This is a genomic window from Paenibacillus endophyticus, from assembly GCF_014192395.1.
GTDB lineage: Bacteria > Bacillota > Bacilli > Paenibacillales > Paenibacillaceae > Pristimantibacillus > Pristimantibacillus endophyticus.
Map to the genome: position 1 here is coordinate 296,328 of NZ_JACHXW010000001.1, position 17,740 is coordinate 314,067.

The following is a 17,740-nucleotide window of genomic DNA, read 5'->3' on the forward strand; positions in this document are numbered from 1 at the left end:
ACAGGGGCGTTTTTTGTGTTTTATGATGAAAAGGGGGCTTATTAACATGAAAGCTAGTGAAATTCGGTCCAAATGGCTTGCTTTTTTCGAAAGCAAGGGTCATAAAATCGAACCAAGCGCGTCGCTTGTCCCGCACAACGATCCTTCACTTCTATGGATTAATGCAGGCATGGCGCCGCTTAAAGCTTATTTTGACGGACGTATCGTACCTGATAACCCGCGGATTACCAACTCGCAGAAATGCATCCGAACAAACGATATTGAGAATGTCGGCAAAACACGCAGACATCATACGTTTTTTGAAATGCTGGGCAATTTCTCAATCGGCGATTACTTCAAGGAAGAAGCGATCACATGGGCATGGGAATTTCTAACTGAGCCGAAGTGGATCGGATTTGATCCGAACCGCCTATCCGTCACGGTATATCCGGAGGATGAGGAAGCGTTTGAATTCTGGAACAAAAAGATCGGTCTTCCGGAAGAGCGCATCTATAAGCTAGAAGAGAACTTTTGGGATATCGGCGAAGGGCCATGCGGACCATGTACTGAAATTTTCTATGATCGCGGCGACAAATATGGCGACCTAACGGATCCGGAATGCTGGCCAGGCGGGGAAAATGAGCGTTTCCTAGAGGTATGGAACGTCGTTTTCTCACAGTTCAACCACAATAAAGACGGCAGCTATACGCCGCTTCCCATTAAAAATATTGATACAGGCGCAGGTCTTGAGCGTTTTGCTTCCATTCTGCAGGATGTGGATTCTAACTTTGATACGGATTTGTTCCGTCCGATCATTGACCGTACCTGCACGATTGCTAAGGTAACCTACAAAACGAATGAAGAGCATGACGTAGCGCTCAAGGTAATCGCAGACCATATTCGTACGGTTGCGTTCGCAGTCGGTGACGGCGTTATGCCTTCTAATGAAGGACGCGGCTACATTATCCGCCGTTTGCTCCGCCGTGCCGTACGTTATGGTAAAACGATCGGCATCGACCGTCCGTTCCTCCATGAGCTTACTTCTATCGTAGGCGAGGTTATGGGGGTGTACTATCCAGAGGTTGTCGAGAAACGCGAGTTTATCGAGCGCGTCATTCGTACGGAAGAAGAAAGATTCCACGAGACATTGTCCGATGGGCTCGCAATGTTGTCTGACCTAGTGGCAGCTGCCACGAAAGCAGGAAATAAAGAGATTAACGGCGACGATGCGTTCCGTCTCTATGATACCTATGGTTTTCCTTTCGATCTGACAGAGGACTACGCTTCGGAAAACGGTATGACCGTTGACCGCGAAGGATTTGATGCAGCAATGGAGGCGCAGCGCGTGCGTGCTCGCGCAGCCCGCCAAGATACCGGCAGCATGAAGGTTCAAGGCGGTCCGCTTGGCGAATTCACGATTAAAAGCGAGTTTGTTGGCTATAATGAATTGGTATCTGACTCCAAAATCATTGCCATTGTTCAAGATGACTTGCTAGTCGAGAGTGCAGCGCAAGGCAGCAAGGTTCTAGTCATTTTGGACCGTACGCCATTCTATGCGGAGAGCGGCGGACAAATTGGGGACAAGGGAACCATCAAAGGCGATGGCTTTATACTCGACATCCTCGATGTCACGAAGGCGCCTCATGGACAAAGCGTGCATCATGCCATTGTTGCCGAAGGAACCGCTCGAAGCGGTCAATCTGCGCAAGCAAGCGTAACAAGAGTCGTTCGGGACGATATCGTTAAGAACCATACGGCAACGCATCTGCTGCATAAGGCGCTCAAAGAGGTGCTTGGCGATCATGTTAATCAGGCAGGCTCGCTGGTAGAAGCGGAACGGCTGCGGTTTGACTTCTCGCACTTTGGCAGCATAACAGCAGAGGAGCTAGTCGAAATCGAACGGCGCGTAAATGAGCAAATCTGGTTGGGAACATCCGTTTCGATTGACATTAAATCATTGAATGAAGCGAAGGCAATGGGTGCAATGGCTCTGTTTGGCGAGAAATACGGCGATGAGGTCCGGGTCGTTCAAGTAGGGAGCTATAGCTTGGAGCTATGCGGCGGCTGCCATGTAGGCAATACTTCGCAAATCGGGTTGTTTAAGCTGCTAAGCGAGAGCGGTATCGGTTCAGGGGTTAGAAGGATAGAAGCCGTTACAGGCAAGCATGCTTATAACTATTTGGAAGGTCAGTTCGAGCTGCTCAAGCAATCGGCTGGTCTTCTCAAAGCGAATGCCAATGACGTTCCGAAACGGATTGAAGCGCTGTTCGGCCAAGTGAAGGAGCTTACGCGCGATAATGAATCGCTGCAAGCGAAGCTTAGCCGGATCGAGGCAGGTTCGCTTGAGCAAAACGCCAAAACCGTTGATGGGATCACGGTATTGTGCGCGCAAGTCAATGCGCCTTCCATGGATGCGCTTCGGGGAATTGTTGACGAGCTGAAGTTGAAGCTGGAGTCCAGCGTCATCGTGCTCGGCGCGATTGCGGACGGAAAAGTAAACCTAGCGGCAGCGGTTTCCGCGGATCTCATTAAGAAGGGTTTCCATGCCGGGAAAATCGTAAAAGAGGCGGCTGTTCATTGCGGCGGAAGCGGCGGAGGACGCCCAGATATGGCGCAAGCGGGCGGAAAAGATACATCAAAGCTGGAAGAGGCTTTGAAACTTGCGGAAGAACTAGTTCTTAATCAAACAAATGTGATATGATATAGTTGTATATCTCATTGAAAAGCGGTTTGGAAAGCGAGGTGCTGGCGATGAGTTCCATGGACAAAACAATGAAATTTAACGTGACGGCGGAGGGGGTTGAATCTTCTCAAGACATTCTGCTATCCGTGCATGAAGCGCTTCTCGAGAAAGAGTATAATCCGATTAACCAGATCGTTGGGTATTTGCTGTCCGGAGATCCCGCGTATATTCCGCGGCACAACAACGCCAGAAGTTTAATTCGCAAAAAAGAACGAGACGAATTAATCGAAGAGCTTGTCCGGTTTTACCTAAACCATAAGAAACAATAACAAATGAGGCAGGAGCCGGACTTGAAATGAGATTAATGGGATTGGATTATGGCGACCGCAAGATCGGTGTTGCTGTCAGCGACGCCTTTCGCTGGACCGCGCAAGGGACCGGGGTTATCGAACGCAGGAGAGACGGCAGCGAGTTTGACCAAATTGCTGCGTTAGTCAAGGAGCATGAGGTCAGCGAAATCGTAGTAGGCCTGCCTAAGAATATGAACGGTTCCATCGGTCCGCGAGGGGAAATTTGTATTGAATTCGCAGAACTGATTAAGCAGAAACTAAACATACCTGTTCACCTTTGGGATGAAAGGCTGACAACGGTAGCTGCCGAACGTACGCTTATTGAAGCGGACGTCAGCCGGAAGAAGCGAAAGCTCGTAATAGACAAAATGGCGGCAACGCTCATTTTGCAAAATTATCTCGATTCTAAAGCGAAAAGGTGAGGGTAACCATGACAAAAGAAGAAATGGAATTCGAAGAGCCGGAAATTATTTATATCCCGGATGAAGAAGGAAATGAAGAGGAATTCGAAGTCATCATGAAATTTGAGGTTGATGGTTCCGATCAGAAATATATGATGGTTGTTCCGCTTACGGGCGAGAACGAAGAGGAAGATGAGGTTTACGCTTTCCGTTACGAAGAAGAAGGCGACGATCTGAAGCTTTATACGATTGAAGATGAAGAAGAGTGGAACATGGTCGAGGAGACGTTCAACACGCTTCTAGGCGAGATGGAGGAAGAAAACTAATGTCTGGCAATGAGCATGAAGCGCCTAAGAAGCTGAATAGCTTGAGAACTGCTTTTGGCAATGAAATTGAGCTAGAAGCGGATGACGGCAGCGTAGAAGTATACGACATTAAGGCTGAATTTCAGCTAGGTGACCGTATTTACGCGGCACTTCAATCCGATCCGATGCGCGGTGAAGAAGATGTCGAGCTTTTCCGAGTTGTTCAAGTGGGCGGAGAGCCGCAGCTTGAAAACATTGAGGATGACGAGGAATGGGAAGCGGCATCGGAAGCTTATGATGATCTTTTGTTCTCGACCGACGAGCGCCCTTAACGTTCAGTAAGCGCATATGCAGTTAACGAAAGAGCGGTTTCTAACCGCTCTTTTGTTCACGTATAGGAAAGGATATGAGGTTACTCATCCTTTCTCTATACGTTTCGTAGAAACGATGGCGTCTATTAAAAGGACGCCGTCATGCGTTTCTTCTTACATGTTATGGTACAATTGTCGTTGAATACAAGCAGAAGCTGAGCTGCATATATGCGGTATCAGCCATTTCGCCTGCGCAATTCGAGAAAAAAATATTTAAGTATCATAAAGCGGGGGGTCTAAGATTGGATAAGACATCACAGCAGGCTGAGCAAGGCGACCAATATTCACGTCGCGGTCCGAAGCGCAGCCGCATTACGCTATGGGTTATTTTGAGTTTGCTTGGCATAATGATCATCGGTACAGGCAGTGTCGCCTTTTATTTCTGGAGCAGCCTGCAGCCTACCTCATCAGGAGAAATGCAAAGAGTAGAGGTTCCAAAAGGAACGTCAGCCAATAAGGTGGCTGAATTACTGGAGCAGCAGGGCATAATCAAAAACGCATTTATATTTAAGTATTACCTGAAGCTGAAGGATGAAGGCGGTCAGTTTCAAGCCGGTATCTATGAGCTTAACCCAGGTATGGAAAAGGAAACGATTATCAAGAAGTTGAATACTGGCTCCACTGTTGCAGCTGAAACGGTCCGTTTTACGATACCAGAAGGATTCACTGTTCTGCAAATCGCTGACAAGCTAGCAGCAGAGAAGCTGATTGACAGAGAAAAGTTTATTGGATTGATTGCGGCTCAGAAAAACTGGGGAGACGCTGAGGCTGTGCGTTCGATTCCAGAGAGCGATAAGCTGCATGAGCGCCTGGAAGGCTATCTGTTTCCTGAAACGTATGAAATGAAGAAGGACAGCACCGAAGAGGACATTATCAATCGGATGGTCTCTGAGCTTGACAGGAAGCTGGCAGAGCTACCAGAAGGCTGGATGGATGTGCTCGATGAGAGAAAAATATCTTTCCATGACTTATTAACGATCGCCTCGCTCGTAGAGCGCGAAGTCGTTGTCGATGAAGAAAGAGCACTCGTTGCCGGCATTATCTACAATCGAATTGCCGATGGCATGAAGCTGCAAATTGATGCTACCGTTCAGTATTCGCTCGATAAGCCCAAGGAGCGCTTGTACGAGAAGGATCTGCTGGTAGATAGTCCATATAATACGTATAAAGTCAAAGGATTGCCTCCCGGCCCTATCGCTAGCCCAAGTCTGGCATCGATTCAGGCCGCATTGTATCCGGAGGAAACGGAATTTATCTTCTATGTTACGAAAAAAGACGGCAGCCAATCTCATTTGTTTGCAAAAACGTATAAAGAGCATTTAAGAAACATCGAAAAGAGTAATCAGACCGCTGGGTAAGACGTCACTTGATCAAGGGATATGCAAGTGCGTCCGCTTAGAGCTTTAAGGAGGAGCAGGCATGGCGTACAAGCCAGAATTGTTAGCTACCGCCGCATCGTTAGAGGAGCTTCGAAGGCTCATTGCAGCAGGTGCGGATGCTTTCGTTATCGGCGAAGCACGCTACGGTACACGGTTAGCAGGGGAATTTACGTTAGAAATGATCGCAGAGGCCGTAAAGATTGCGAGGCCTCATGGCGTCCGCGTTTATGCAGCGCTAAATAATTTAATGGATAACGAAGCGGCTGAATCTTTGAATACGTATGTTTCAACGCTTGCGGATGTTGGCGTCGATGCATTTGTTTTTGGCGATCCGGCGGTATTAATGGCTGCTAGGTCACATGCGCCGGGCATCGCTTTGCATTGGAATGCCGAAATGACGTCTACGAATTACGTGACGGCAAATTATTGGGGCCGCAGAGGGGCGACCCGGTATGTGCTGGCACGCGAGCTGAACATGGAGCAAGTCATTGATACAGCAGCCGCTTCTGATCTCGAGGTTCAAGTACAGGTACACGGGATGACGAACATTTACCATTCCAAACGTTCGCTTGTCGGGAGCTACCTAGATCATCAAACAGAGCCTGAGCGATTGCCGCAAAAGGATAAGGATCGCGGTCTATATGTGATGGAAGCAGAACGGCAGGATGAGCGGTATCCGATTTATGAAGACATAAACGGGACTCATATTATGAGCTCGGATGACATTTGCATGGTCGAGAATATTCATGAGCTGCTCGAAGCAGGCGTCAGCAGCTTGAAGATTGAAGGCATAATGAAATCAATGGACTATAATGAAACGGTTGTGCGCTCTTATCGGCAGGCTATTGATTCATACTTGTCCGATCCTGAGGCTTATGCGTTCAACGAGGAATGGCTGGAAGCTATCCAACAGATTCAGGATCCCAATCGGGAGCTAAGCTACGGATTCTTTTATAAGGAACAGGTATATTAAGTGGGATTTGGCCGAGCTTCCTTTACTCGGTATAACGTTAGAAACAGGCTTGCGAGACAAGTTTTGCTTAATATATAAGAATTTATATGTGTTACATATAAATGTGCTTATATATCTCCGCGAAACGACTGCTTTTGCCACAGAAGACGGCGACAGCCGTTTACGCTTGAAATATAGGAAAGTATATGATTTCGCCAACTATCTCTATATTTCTACGCGAAACGTAAGCTTAGCCGCCAGAGGATGGCTTCAGCCGTTTACGCTTGGCGAAACTACAGGAGGTGCACAACATTGACGACTATAGAGAAAACGACTCCGCGCTATCAAGGCAAGCGGCATCGTCTTGCTAAACCAGAGCTGCTTGCTCCTGCAGGCAACTTGGAGAAGCTCAAGTTCGCTGTCCATTACGGTGCAGATGCCGTTTATATTGGCGGACAGAAATATGGCTTGCGCTCCAATGCCGACAACTTCAGCTTCGAGGAGATGAAGGAAGGCGTTGAGTTCGCCAAGCGATACGGAGCAAAGGTATTTGTTGCGACTAATATTTATGCGCATAATGAGGATGTTGAGGGTCTTGAGGAGTATTTGCGCGCTTTAGAGCACGCAGGCATCTCTGCAATTATTGCGGCTGATCCAGTCATTATCGAAACAGCGCAGCGCGTCGCCCCAAAGCTGGAGGTGCATTTGAGCACGCAGCAGTCAACGCTGAACTGGCAAGCGGTGCAGTTTTGGAAGGAAGAGGGCTTGCCACGGGTGGTGCTGGCACGTGAAACCAGCTTTAAGGATATAGCCGAAATAAAAAAACATGTTGATATTGAGATTGAAGCGTTTATTCATGGTGCGATGTGCTCCTCGTTTTCTGGCCGTTGCGTGCTTTCGAATCACTTCACCGACCGAGATTCCAATCGTGGCGGATGCTGTCAATCCTGCCGATGGAAGTACGATCTGTTTGTGGATGATATGCCGATGTATGACGAAGAGGAAGACAAGTTTACAATGGGCTCAAAGGATCTTTGTATGATCGAGTATTTGCCAGAGCTGATTGAGGTAGGCGTTGACAGCTTCAAAATCGAAGGCAGAATGAAGAGCATTCATTATGTGGCAACGGTAGTAAATGTGTACAGGCAAGCGATCGATGCGTACTTTGAGGATCCAGAGCATTTCGAGCTGAAGCAGGAATGGATCGAGGAAATCAACAAAGCTGCGAATCGTCCGCTTAACACAGGTTTTTTCCTGGATGAGCCTGGAGCGGAGGATCACATCTACGAGCCGGAGGAGAAAGCGGCACCGTATGACTTTGCGGGTATCGTTGTGGATTATGACCCGAAAACAAGCTTTGCTACCATTCAGCAGCGTAATCATTTCAAGGTTGGCCAGGAAGTGGAGTTTGTCGGCCCGGAGGGCACGTTCTTCAAGCAGACCGTTACGGAGATGACGGACATAGAAGGTGCGGGATTGGAAGCGGCGAGGCATCCTTTGCAGCAGATTCGGATCCGTACACTTAAGCCGGTTAAGCCAATGGACATGATGAGGAAGAAGCTTGGACGAAAATAAACCTATATAGCAGGACTGGAGTCTTATTTTACCAAAAAAAATAAGGCTCTTTTTTTTGTTTTCTTATTATGGATTGACAAGATTGTGTCGATATAAAATAATATATAGTAAATACATATTTCGGCAAGATTCGCTAGAAGCATACGAACTAATTCAGACTTACAATATTGAAGGCGGTGTCTTTCCCAATGAAAAACGAAGAAGAACAAAAAGTGAAGAAGTCGAAGAAAACGAAGCAACAATCAGCTGTGAACGGGTCAAATGCTGGGAAATCAGAGTTCAGCATGAAAGCGCAATCAGGAATGAAGGCTATGAAGCTATCAGCGAAGGCAGCTAGAGAGTCTGTCATGACTACGAAGCTTTCCAATCCGTTAAAATCAGTAGGAACAAAGCTGTTCACGATTATTTTTGTAGGTATTATTGCATGCGTATTGACAGTAGGACTATTGGCGTATTCGCAGTCGAAGAAAATTATTGAAAGCAAGGTTTCTGATGCCAGTTTTGAGACGATAAAGCAAGTCGCTAATAACATGGACGTTATTTATAAGACCTATGAGGATCTTTCGCTGCAAATTCTAATCGATAAGAGCTTCCATGAAATCGTAAGAAAAATGCTGGATAGCGTCGATGATTACAACAAATTTGAAGCTTCGCGCAACCTGAGCGAAAAAATGCAATCATACGTAATGGGCAATAACACGATTATTTCATTGATGCTTTTACCCGTAAATCCAAAGCTAGAAGTCGTTACAGCAGGCTCTGCGAGCAGCAGCAGCGCAGAGCGACTATTGAAAACAGCATGGTTCTTGGAGACGGTTGAGCTGTCAGGGAAAACAAATTGGATACCTCCCCAGCCTGAGGGCTTATCAAACTCAACAGGTGTGAGTACGGTCGGATTAAGCCGTCTTATCAAGGATACTACCTCGAGCGAGGCATCTTATGTCCTGCTTATGGAAGTATCGGTTGACTCGATTGCTGAGCGGTACAAGGATGTTAACTTAGGCGAAGGCAGCCAAATTGCGATTCTGGATGCAGCCAATACGTACATTACGAATACCGATGCAACAATGATTGGCAAGGAAGCAAGCATCACTTTACCGTCTGAAGGAGATAAGGCGATTCAGGATTCCGTAAAGATGAAGACTAAAAACAACGAAGAGGTTCTTGCGGCATACAAAACCTTTGCGACCATGGATTGGAAGCTGGTAGGTACAGTACCGGTGAAAGAGCTTGTGAAAGATGCCAAAGCGATTCAGAATATGACTTGGATTACAGTGTTGATCGCTGCAGTCATTGCCATTGCAATCGGCATCCTTGTCATTATGACGATTGCGCAGCCGCTTGTTAAGCTCCGCAATCTTATGAATGAAGGAGCTAGCGGCAATTTAACGGTTCGCTCGGAGATGAAGAAGCGCAGGGATGAAATCGGGGAGCTGAGCGACAGCTTCAATCTGATGATGACTCAAATAAAAGCACTAGCCGTACAAACAACACGTTCTGCCGAAGATGTACTTCATACAGCGTCAGAGCTAAGCGAAGCTTCGAGAAAAACAGCGATTTCTGCTAAGGAAATTGCCGTGGCAACCGAAGAAATTGCTGGCGGTGCAACTAGCCTTGCTGTTGAAGCAGAGAAGGGCACAGACTTGACGGGTAATATTGATGTTCAAATGAAAAAAGTAATTGCAGCCAACGAGGAAATGGTCCGCTCCGCGCAAGAAGTGGAAAAAGCGAGTGAGCAAGGTACGACATATATGGGCGTGCTCATCCAAAAAACGGGCATGACGGAGGAAATGACGCGTTCAATGGTGGAGAAGGTCGATGCGCTTAAAGTAAGCACAGGCTCCATTGTGAAAATATTGGACGTGCTGAATAACCTAACGAAGCAAACGAATATTCTTTCCTTGAACGCAACGATTGAGGCAGCCCGTGCGGGTGCAGCCGGAAAAGGCTTTATGGTCGTAGCCGACGAGATTCGCAAGCTTGCGGATCAAAGCCGTCAATCGATTGATGTAGTCGGTCAAATTACGGAGAAGATTAGAGGAGAAATCGACGAAACGGTAAATGTTTTGTCTGACGCGTATCCATTGTTCCAAGAGCAGATTGGCTCTGTGAAGGAAGCGAACCAAATCTTCTTAACGGTGTCCGGTCAAATGGGTCAGCTTGCCGAGAGACTCGATCTCGTGACCGATTCCATCGGACAGCTTGATCAGTCGCAAGCGGTGCTTGCTGATGCTATGACTAACGTAAGCGCGGTAGCGGAGGAGTCCTCGGCTACATCTGAGGAAGTAGCATCACTGAGCTCCGAACAGCTTAGCATAAGCGACGGGATGGTGCGCTTGTCCGAGAAGCTTGATACCGTATCCCGTGAGCTGAAGGATTCTCTTTCACAGTTTAAGATTGATTAAATGTGAGCCATACAGGAGTTGAAGCTTTTAATTTAGTTTTTGAGAAAGAGCATTTCAGGCAATTACTGCTGAATTGCTCTTTTTTGTTTTTTCGGAAGGATTGGAAGGTTTGAAGCGGGGTGACTGAAGGACACAATAGTTAATAAAAACCATATTGCAATAAAAATCAGGACAGGATTTAAAGAGGGGTGCAGCTTGAGGAACCGAAGACTAAAACGCATATCGCTGGCTGCAATGGCTATCAGCCTGATTATGCTCGTTTATATTGGAAGACTGGCTTGGCTGCAATTAATGCCTGGGAGCGCTCCCGCAGCCGCGCTCTCGAACAAATCAAGCAGAGGCGGCTGGCAAAGGCTTTCTGTCCAGCAGCGGCAGCGCAATCTTGTATTGGATTCCGGTCGTGGTGATTTTTATGATCGAAACGGGGCTCCGTTAACAGGCGAGACCTATTCGTCTCTTGCATTGTTTCCGGTAAGAAATGATATAAGGGGGAATGAAGCAGATTTAATCGCACTTAGCCGCATTTTGGACATCACAAAAGAACAGCTGATGAACATGTGGGACGAAGTGCGGGAGCCTGTTTTCTGGAAAAAAGCAGGGGAGCAGCAGCCCTTGAGGCTGTCGCAAGCGGAGGTAAGCAAGATTAAGCAGTTATCGTTGAACGGCATTCGGGTACTGCCGTATCGCAATCGGTATTTGTCTTCTTTTCAGCCGAAGCATCTCATTGGATTTACAAGCGAGCACCCGGAGTGGCTGTTAGCCCAGCAGGCGGCGGATTTGGAAGAAGGCAAACGCAAGCTGGCTGATCAGGTCGGCGGCTCAGGATTGGAGAAATCGCTGGATAAGCTATTGCACGGGATTGGACCGACCTCGGTTTCTTATTTCATGGATGGACGAAATGCTCCCTTGCATGGCTTGGATGTTAGAATTACGCAGCCGAACAATCGTTATTACCCGCTGAAGGCGATGACGACAATCGATTTGCGGCTTCAAAACGAGATTGAGGAATATGTGGATGCGCATGGCCTGAAGGAGGGGGCTGTTGTCGTGCTGGATACACGGAACGCCGATATTGTGGCAATGGTATCGAGACCGCAGCTTAAGCCAGGACGATTCGCAACGGCGGATGGGACCGAGTGGGAGAACCATGCTGTGAAAGCTTTTGCGCCTGGCTCCGTATTTAAGCTTGTAACGGAAGCCGCAGCACTTGAAGCTGGTGTTGCGAACCAACATGAATCTTTCTACTGCAGCGGAGAATATGGCAAATACGGCTTATCCTGCTGGAAGGACGGCGGACATGGTCATGTGACGTTGCAGGAGGGATTGGCCCAATCATGCAATATTGTGTTTGCTACGATCGCAGAACGTCTGACGCCGGCTCAATTGAAGCGCACCGCAGATGCACTTGGGATCGGGCAGCAGGCGGGCTGGCATCGTAAGCAGGCTTTTGGCCCATTCTCGGAGCCGTTGCGTTTGCTCGAGGAAGAGGAGAGCGGGCAGCTGTTTGCGGCTGCAAAGCGCTTAAGCGCAGGTGGTGGGGAAGAGCGGGGAAGCGGGGTGCTAAGCGAGTGGAATGGAGAGCAGGGAAGCGGGGAGCTAAGTGAGTGGAATGAAGAGCAGGGAAGTGGAGGGCTGAGAGCGGGGAATGGAGAGAAGAATTCGGGGAAGCAGACCAGCAGCGCCTCCGATGCGGCAAGCGAGCAAGCTGCGATGCTTGCTGCCGTTGACGGCGGTACGCTCGCGCAAAGCGGACTTGGGCAGCGTGATGTAAGGATGTCGCCGCTTCAAGCGGCTAATCTGATTGTAACGCTGCTGAACGACGGGCGCGTAATGGAGCCGCGCCTGCTCACGGAAATCCGCTATGCCAACGGCCAGCGGATGGTCAAGCTGCCCGCACAGCGGGCGCAAGCAGCCCGTGGCCGGATTAAACCGGCCACGGCGCATGCGCTGCTGCGCGGCATGGCGGCGGTCGTCGACCATGGAACCGGTCGATCGATCCGCCAAGGGCTGTGGGCGGTTGCCGGCAAATCGGGCACCGCTGAGACAACGCGGGCCGGAATCGACCGCAACCACCAGTGGTTCGCGGGCTACGGCCCTGTCAAGAAGCCGCGCTACGCAATTGCTGTGCTTGTGGAAAACCAGCCGCCTGGCAGTTCGAACCAGGCGACAAGACTATTTCGCGGCGTTATGGACATTGCCGCCCGATTAGCTTCCACGGTTGAATAGTGATTATTATCTTGCATAGTTGACTAGCGAACGATTATCTTCAAAGGTTGATTAGTGATTATTATCTAGCATAGTGGATTAGTGAACGTTTAGTTGTAGGGACTGGCTGATCGTAAACGATCAGCTCGTTCATTCTGGTATTCACCAATCGAAATAACAGTCTCGATCCAGCTTGCTGGTGTTCACCAATCGAAATAACAGTCTCGATCCAGCTTGCTGATGTTCACCAATCGAAATAACAGTCTCGATCCAGCTTGCTGATGTTCACCTATCAAAATAATAATCCCGTTCCACCTTGCTGATGCGCAGTGCAAAGCTTTGGTACCATTCGCTCTTTCCTCTTTGCTGGGCAACCTGATGTGCGGCGTTGTCCTTCCATGCTTTAATGGATTCAAGAGACGCCCAGTAGGAAACGGTAATGCCTAGTGCTTCATCTCGTGCGGACTCGATACCCAAGTAGCCGGTCTGCCGCGAAGCGAGCTCGACCATTTTATCGGCCATAAGCCCATATCCTTTATCACCCTCGGTACGCTCGGAAGAAAAGATCACCGCATAATAAGGCGGCGTTGGCAATTTTGCAATGGCGCTCATCTGATATACCTCCTTATAAATATACAACGATAAGAATTTCATTTGAAATGAAAACGAAGTCATGCTTCAGCAGAAAGCTCTTCATTCTGCTAAGGCATGACTTCTATTTTTGAAGCGAACTAAACCTTTTTAGTCGGGTTCTCTGGTTTCTCCAAATGGTCGATGCCGGGATCAGTTGGAGGCGAATCGAATTCTCCCAGCGGAGCGCGGATCCAGCGATGGAAATAACCTTGGTCATACAGCGCTTTAATCAGGATCATGAGGATAGGTGCAAGAATGACGCCGGCAATACCGAATAACGAAAGGGACACGATCATGAAGGCCAGCATCGTGAAAGCGGACACGCCTAAGGAGTCGCCCGTAATTTTGGGTTCAAGAATTTGGCGAGTCAGCACCACAACCAGAAATAGCGCCGATAGCCATATAGCCAGCGAAATTTTGCCGACTATGATCAAATAGATGATCCAAGGAATGAAGATCGTACCAACGCCAAGCAGCGGCAAAATATCGAAAATCGCGGATACCACTGCGATGACGAAAGCATTGTCGACACGGAGCAGCAGCAGTGCGGCCAAGATGACGACAAACGTAATGCCGATCATTTTGGCTTGCGCTTTGATGTAGAGCGCAATTCCTTTGAATACATTGTTGCGAAGGAAAAAGAAAGCAGATTTGAACGTATTTGGTGTTTTTTCCTCGGCGGTCTGCTTCCATGTCGTAATTTCGATGCTTAAGAAATAAGCTAATATAATCCCCACCACAAAATTGAATATGAAGGTGGAGAATGAAGAGACATAACCGACTACACTGCGGAGCACGGTTTGTCCGAATTTCGCTAAGGTAGAGGACGCTCCTTCAATTAAGTCCTTGGACCGCTGTACCAGATCGAGATCAGCTGACGTTGTGCCGAACCGCTGCTGAAGCTCAACGGTAATGTTGGCGATTTGGCCAGCGAGTACTTTTTGATATTTGGGGAAATCATTGACAAGCTGGGTGCCTTGCTTCGTTAGCAGGTAAGCTGCGCCTGAGAAGGCGGCTAGAATGATAAGGGTGAACACGAGTACAGATATGCCGGAGGCAATTGATTTCTTCATCCCCAGCTTGTTCAGCCGCCTTGCCAGCGGTTCAATGCATAAAAAAATAACGAAGGAGAAGAAAATGGGTGTTGCGATTCGGTACAAATAACTGAAAGAGTACATAATTAAGTAAACAGTGAGAGCAATTAAGGCGATGTCAAAAGCGGTTCGCCAATACTTTTTGTAAAAGGGCAACATAAGGGGTACTCCTTCTTTTTCCATATTCATATTTCCATAAAGATTGTACTATAGTTTTTAAAAAGATGCCTATTTTTTATTGCATTATGCTACAATTAAAGCTACTGTTGTTGTTTTGTACCGCTATTCATTCGTCGACTAAATCATATAACGGTGGGGAAAACAAAATGGAAAATTTGCTGTTATGGGGATTATACGTTGCAACCTTCTATGCGTTTCTTCCTGGACTAATTAGCCGTACATTTGGCTTTCGAGTTTTTAAGAAGGGTCTTGTAGAGAAAGAGATAGCTTTAACCTTCGATGACGGTCCAGACCCGGTTTACACGGCTCAGCTTCTCGACCTGCTGGCTCGTTACAATGCGAAGGCGACGTTTTTTATTGTGGGCTCGCACGCTGAAGGCCAGGAGCACTTGCTGCGTCGAATGAAGGATGAAGGGCATAATCTCGGTGTTCACAATTATGTGCACAAATCGAATTGGCTCATGCGCCCAAGAACAGTGAAACGGCAGATTGAACGCACGCTAGACATTATCGAGCATGCGACAGGATCGCGTTCGGCTTATTATCGGCCGCCTTGGGGAATCGTAAACGTATTCGATTATGCGAAATTCGGACATCTCCAAATTATTCTATGGTCTGCCATGTTTGGTGATTGGCGCACGCGGCTTGGCTCTGAGAGGCTTAAGAAACGGATGATGAAGAAGCTTAAGCCAGGCGAGGTTTTGCTGCTGCATGATTGCGGGATGACGTTCGGAGCAGACAAGGACGCGCCGCGCAACATGCTTATTGCGCTGGAAGCCTATTTGGAAGAAGGCGCGAAGCAAGGCTACCGATTCATAGCGATCGATGAAATGATTAAGCTGACAGAAGCAGCCAAGTCGATGCATAGGTCCATATGGAAAAAGGTGCTGGTTTCGCTTTGGCTCACTTGGGAGAAGCTCTTCCACTTCCTATTCCGGCTTAAGACGGTTGGCAATGAAGCGGAAGCCGCTTTTCATTACCGGGTCATTACTTATAATGGCGAGGATATCGCGTTTGCCGAGGGCGGGAATGTCGTCAAGGGTGACCGAGTAGCCGAGCTGCATTTCGATAACAAAATGCTCTCGAGTATCGCAGCAACGTCTAGATCGCCAGTTGCAACCGGCATTCGCATGCTCAGGGAGGTTGAACAAGCGCTTCCGCTGCTTGCCAATCAACTTGCCGCCGATTCAGATGCCAAGGATATCAAAGCGGTATATGGCGTGACGATGATTCATCGCGGTGCGGATCGCTTGGGCTTCGAGATCTTTCAACTGCCTGAGGGACTGTTCGCCAAATCCACACGCGTTTACCTTCGCATATTGATTAAGGTGCTTACCAATACGAAGAAAACAGTCAAAAGCAACAAGAAAAAAGACACAGTTTCACCGCGAATGCTGTTTATGCCCGTTACGACCGTTAGACGTTACGCAACAGAACAGCTTAATCGAATGCAGGATATTACCGAAGCTGTAGAGCGTTCATTAAGTGCAGCTGCCGACGAAGCTGCACAACTAGGTACGAAAACAACAGCCATTTAATACAACGTGGAATCATTGATTTGCGAATTTCCGACAGCCGCCTAGGGTCATTCACCTTAAGCGGCTGTTTTTTGATTGGTTTAGACGTGAAAAAACGTCATTATTAGGAACGAATACCGTTAGGTTTGCCTTTTGTTATGAAAAAGCTATGATTATAGCAGGAAATATCGGAGGAGGTGAACCCTTTATGGGGGAGTCAGCATCAGACGAACTGCTCATCCGATTAATTGCGGAACGAGATTCAGCCGCTTTGGAGCAGCTATATGACCGTTATGAGCGCCAGGTGTATGCTTTCGTATTTCGAATCGTTAGAGACGCGATGGCATCCGAAGAGGTCGTGCAGGAATTATTCATCCGAGTATGGAATTCTGCAGGCAGACTGCGCACGGATGAAGCAGCTGGGAAGATCAGCAGCTGGATCTTTACGATTGCACGAAACTTATCTATCGACTGGCTTAGAAAGCATGGAAGAAAACCGCTTGAGACGAAGGAGGAAGGGGCGCTTGAACGAGAGGCCGCTCCTTATTCGACGGAGCAGGAGGTTGAGCATAAAATGCTTGGCGAGCAGATGAAAGAAGCGCTCGGCGAGTTGAACGAGGATCAGAAACAAGTTGTCGAACTTATCTATTTTATGGGTTATACGCAGCAAGAAGTTAGTCAAAGGCATGATATCCCGCTTGGGACGGTGAAGAGCAGGGTCAGGCTGGCACTGACTCAGCTGAGAAAGAAATTTGATTCGACGTGGAAGGAGGGGGCAAGTCCATGAGCAATGAGCATGTTGTTAGCTGTGAAGACGTTGAAATGTATGTGCTGGGCGGAATGGATGACGAGGACAAGCTGGCATTCGAAGCCCATTTGGCAAGCTGTGCAGCTTGCAGGAGCAAAATGGAGGAGTTGTCCGCATTATTTAATATCATGCCGTTAACGGTGGAGCCTGTAGCCCCTCCTTCTGGAATGAAGGCTCGCATTCTTGCCGCAGTCGCAGATGCGGATCGTGCAAGCTCGCGGGAAGCATCGTCCTCTTCATTGGAAGAAGAAAAAGAGACCATGAGCTCGGAAGTAAAACCAGTCATAGATATGCCTCCAGCGCAATCGTTGTCTAAGCAGCAAACAAAAAGCTGGATGACCCCTTTGCTCGCCGGGGCGGCTGCCGCTCTGTTAGTGGTATCGGGAGTGCTTTATCAACAGGTAGGTCGCTTAAACGGCGATTCTGATAAGCTTGCCGCTCAGGTTCAGCAGCTGCAGCAACAGCTGGCTGCGGCAGAGCAGCCGTCTTCAGGCATTCAAGTCAATCATGTCGTTTCGCTTACACCAGCCATACCGGATATCGTTGCGCAAGGACTAGCTACGATCGTTATGGATGCCAATGGGTTGCATCTGATCGTACAAGCTGAGAATCTACCTAAGCTTGCGAACGACGAAGCGTTTCAGGTTTGGCTGCTAAAGGAAGGAAAGCCGGTTAATGCAGGTACATTCCTAACGAATGACGGCACGGGCGCACTCTATTATACGTTTAAGCCTGATGAATACGACCAGATCGCAATTACGCATGAGCCCGATGCAAAAGGCTTGCAGCCGCGCGGTGAAATCGTGCTGGCAGGCAAGCTAGTTGCCGGCTAGAATCGGTACGCCGCGAACATAAAAAAGGAATGCAGGCTGTTTCCAGCTTGCATTCCTTTTTTTAAAATAT

General features: G+C 48.2%; 15 protein-coding genes. 13 read left to right on the forward strand and 2 right to left on the reverse strand.

Annotation, left to right across the window (positions count from 1 at the left end; translation table 11 throughout):
• Positions 1-46 precede the first annotated feature (46 nt).
• The 10 genes from alaS to FHS16_RS01365 all read left to right on the forward strand — a co-directional run bounded on the left by alaS (position 47) and on the right by FHS16_RS01365 (position 12,626).
• Positions 47-2,680: an alanine--tRNA ligase gene (gene alaS, locus FHS16_RS01320; RefSeq protein ID WP_183557807.1), complete on the forward strand. Its 2,634-nt coding sequence runs from the start codon at positions 47-49 to the stop codon at positions 2,678-2,680.
• Between the two features lie 50 nt (positions 2,681-2,730).
• Positions 2,731-2,991 carry an IreB family regulatory phosphoprotein gene (locus FHS16_RS01325; protein WP_183557809.1) on the forward strand — a complete coding sequence of 87 codons (261 nt, stop codon included), beginning with the start codon at positions 2,731-2,733 and terminating at the stop codon, positions 2,989-2,991.
• 26 nt (positions 2,992-3,017) lie between these two features.
• Entirely contained in the window at positions 3,018-3,434 is a 417-nt protein-coding gene (gene ruvX / locus FHS16_RS01330; protein ID WP_183557812.1) for a Holliday junction resolvase RuvX, read from the forward strand.
• An 8-nt stretch (positions 3,435-3,442) separates the two neighbouring features.
• Positions 3,443-3,739, forward strand: a complete 297-nt coding sequence (locus FHS16_RS01335) for a DUF1292 domain-containing protein (RefSeq protein WP_183557815.1) — start codon at positions 3,443-3,445, stop codon at positions 3,737-3,739.
• A complete protein-coding gene (locus tag FHS16_RS01340; protein ID WP_183557818.1) occupies positions 3,739-4,050 on the forward strand; it encodes a DUF1292 domain-containing protein in 312 nt (103 codons plus the stop codon). Before FHS16_RS01335 ends, FHS16_RS01340 begins: the two co-directional genes overlap by 1 nt.
• A gap of 281 nt (positions 4,051-4,331) precedes the next feature.
• Complete coding sequence (gene mltG / locus FHS16_RS01345; RefSeq protein ID WP_246431522.1) at positions 4,332-5,447, forward strand: endolytic transglycosylase MltG; 1,116 nt, start codon at positions 4,332-4,334, stop codon at positions 5,445-5,447.
• A gap of 61 nt (positions 5,448-5,508) precedes the next feature.
• Entirely contained in the window at positions 5,509-6,441 is a 933-nt protein-coding gene (locus tag FHS16_RS01350; protein WP_183557821.1) for a peptidase U32 family protein, read from the forward strand.
• A 291-nt stretch (positions 6,442-6,732) separates the two neighbouring features.
• Positions 6,733-7,995, forward strand: a complete 1,263-nt coding sequence (locus FHS16_RS01355; protein WP_246431523.1) for a peptidase U32 family protein — start codon at positions 6,733-6,735, stop codon at positions 7,993-7,995.
• Positions 7,996-8,183: 188 nt separating this feature from the next.
• Positions 8,184-10,400, forward strand: coding sequence for a methyl-accepting chemotaxis protein (locus FHS16_RS01360; RefSeq protein ID WP_246431524.1), 2,217 nt, complete (start codon positions 8,184-8,186; stop codon positions 10,398-10,400).
• A 195-nt stretch (positions 10,401-10,595) separates the two neighbouring features.
• Complete coding sequence (locus FHS16_RS01365) at positions 10,596-12,626, forward strand: peptidoglycan D,D-transpeptidase FtsI family protein (protein WP_183557827.1); 2,031 nt, start codon at positions 10,596-10,598, stop codon at positions 12,624-12,626.
• A 264-nt stretch (positions 12,627-12,890) separates the two neighbouring features.
• Here FHS16_RS01365 and FHS16_RS01370 read toward each other — a convergent pair whose 3' ends face one another.
• Both FHS16_RS01370 and FHS16_RS01375 read right to left on the reverse strand, forming a co-directional pair.
• Positions 12,891-13,217 (reverse strand): antibiotic biosynthesis monooxygenase family protein, encoded by a 327-nt coding sequence (locus FHS16_RS01370; protein ID WP_183557830.1) that lies wholly within the window; start codon positions 13,215-13,217, stop codon positions 12,891-12,893.
• A gap of 119 nt (positions 13,218-13,336) precedes the next feature.
• Positions 13,337-14,491, reverse strand: coding sequence for an AI-2E family transporter (locus tag FHS16_RS01375; RefSeq protein WP_183557833.1), 1,155 nt, complete (start codon positions 14,489-14,491; stop codon positions 13,337-13,339).
• Positions 14,492-14,658: 167 nt separating this feature from the next.
• On the opposite strand from FHS16_RS01375, the gene FHS16_RS01380 reads away from it, so the two are divergent.
• The 3 genes from FHS16_RS01380 (at position 14,659) to FHS16_RS01390 (ending at position 17,670) form a co-directional block, all read left to right on the forward strand.
• Positions 14,659-16,050 carry a polysaccharide deacetylase family protein gene (locus tag FHS16_RS01380; RefSeq protein ID WP_183557836.1) on the forward strand — a complete coding sequence of 464 codons (1,392 nt, stop codon included), beginning with the start codon at positions 14,659-14,661 and terminating at the stop codon, positions 16,048-16,050.
• Positions 16,051-16,237: 187 nt separating this feature from the next.
• On the forward strand, positions 16,238-16,816 hold the full coding sequence (locus FHS16_RS01385) for an RNA polymerase sigma factor (RefSeq protein ID WP_183557839.1): 579 nt from the start codon (positions 16,238-16,240) through the stop codon (positions 16,814-16,816).
• Positions 16,813-17,670, forward strand: coding sequence for an anti-sigma factor (locus FHS16_RS01390; RefSeq protein ID WP_183557842.1), 858 nt, complete (start codon positions 16,813-16,815; stop codon positions 17,668-17,670). The genes FHS16_RS01385 and FHS16_RS01390 overlap by 4 nt, the downstream gene beginning before the upstream one ends.
• The last annotated feature ends 70 nt before the right edge of the window (positions 17,671-17,740 follow it).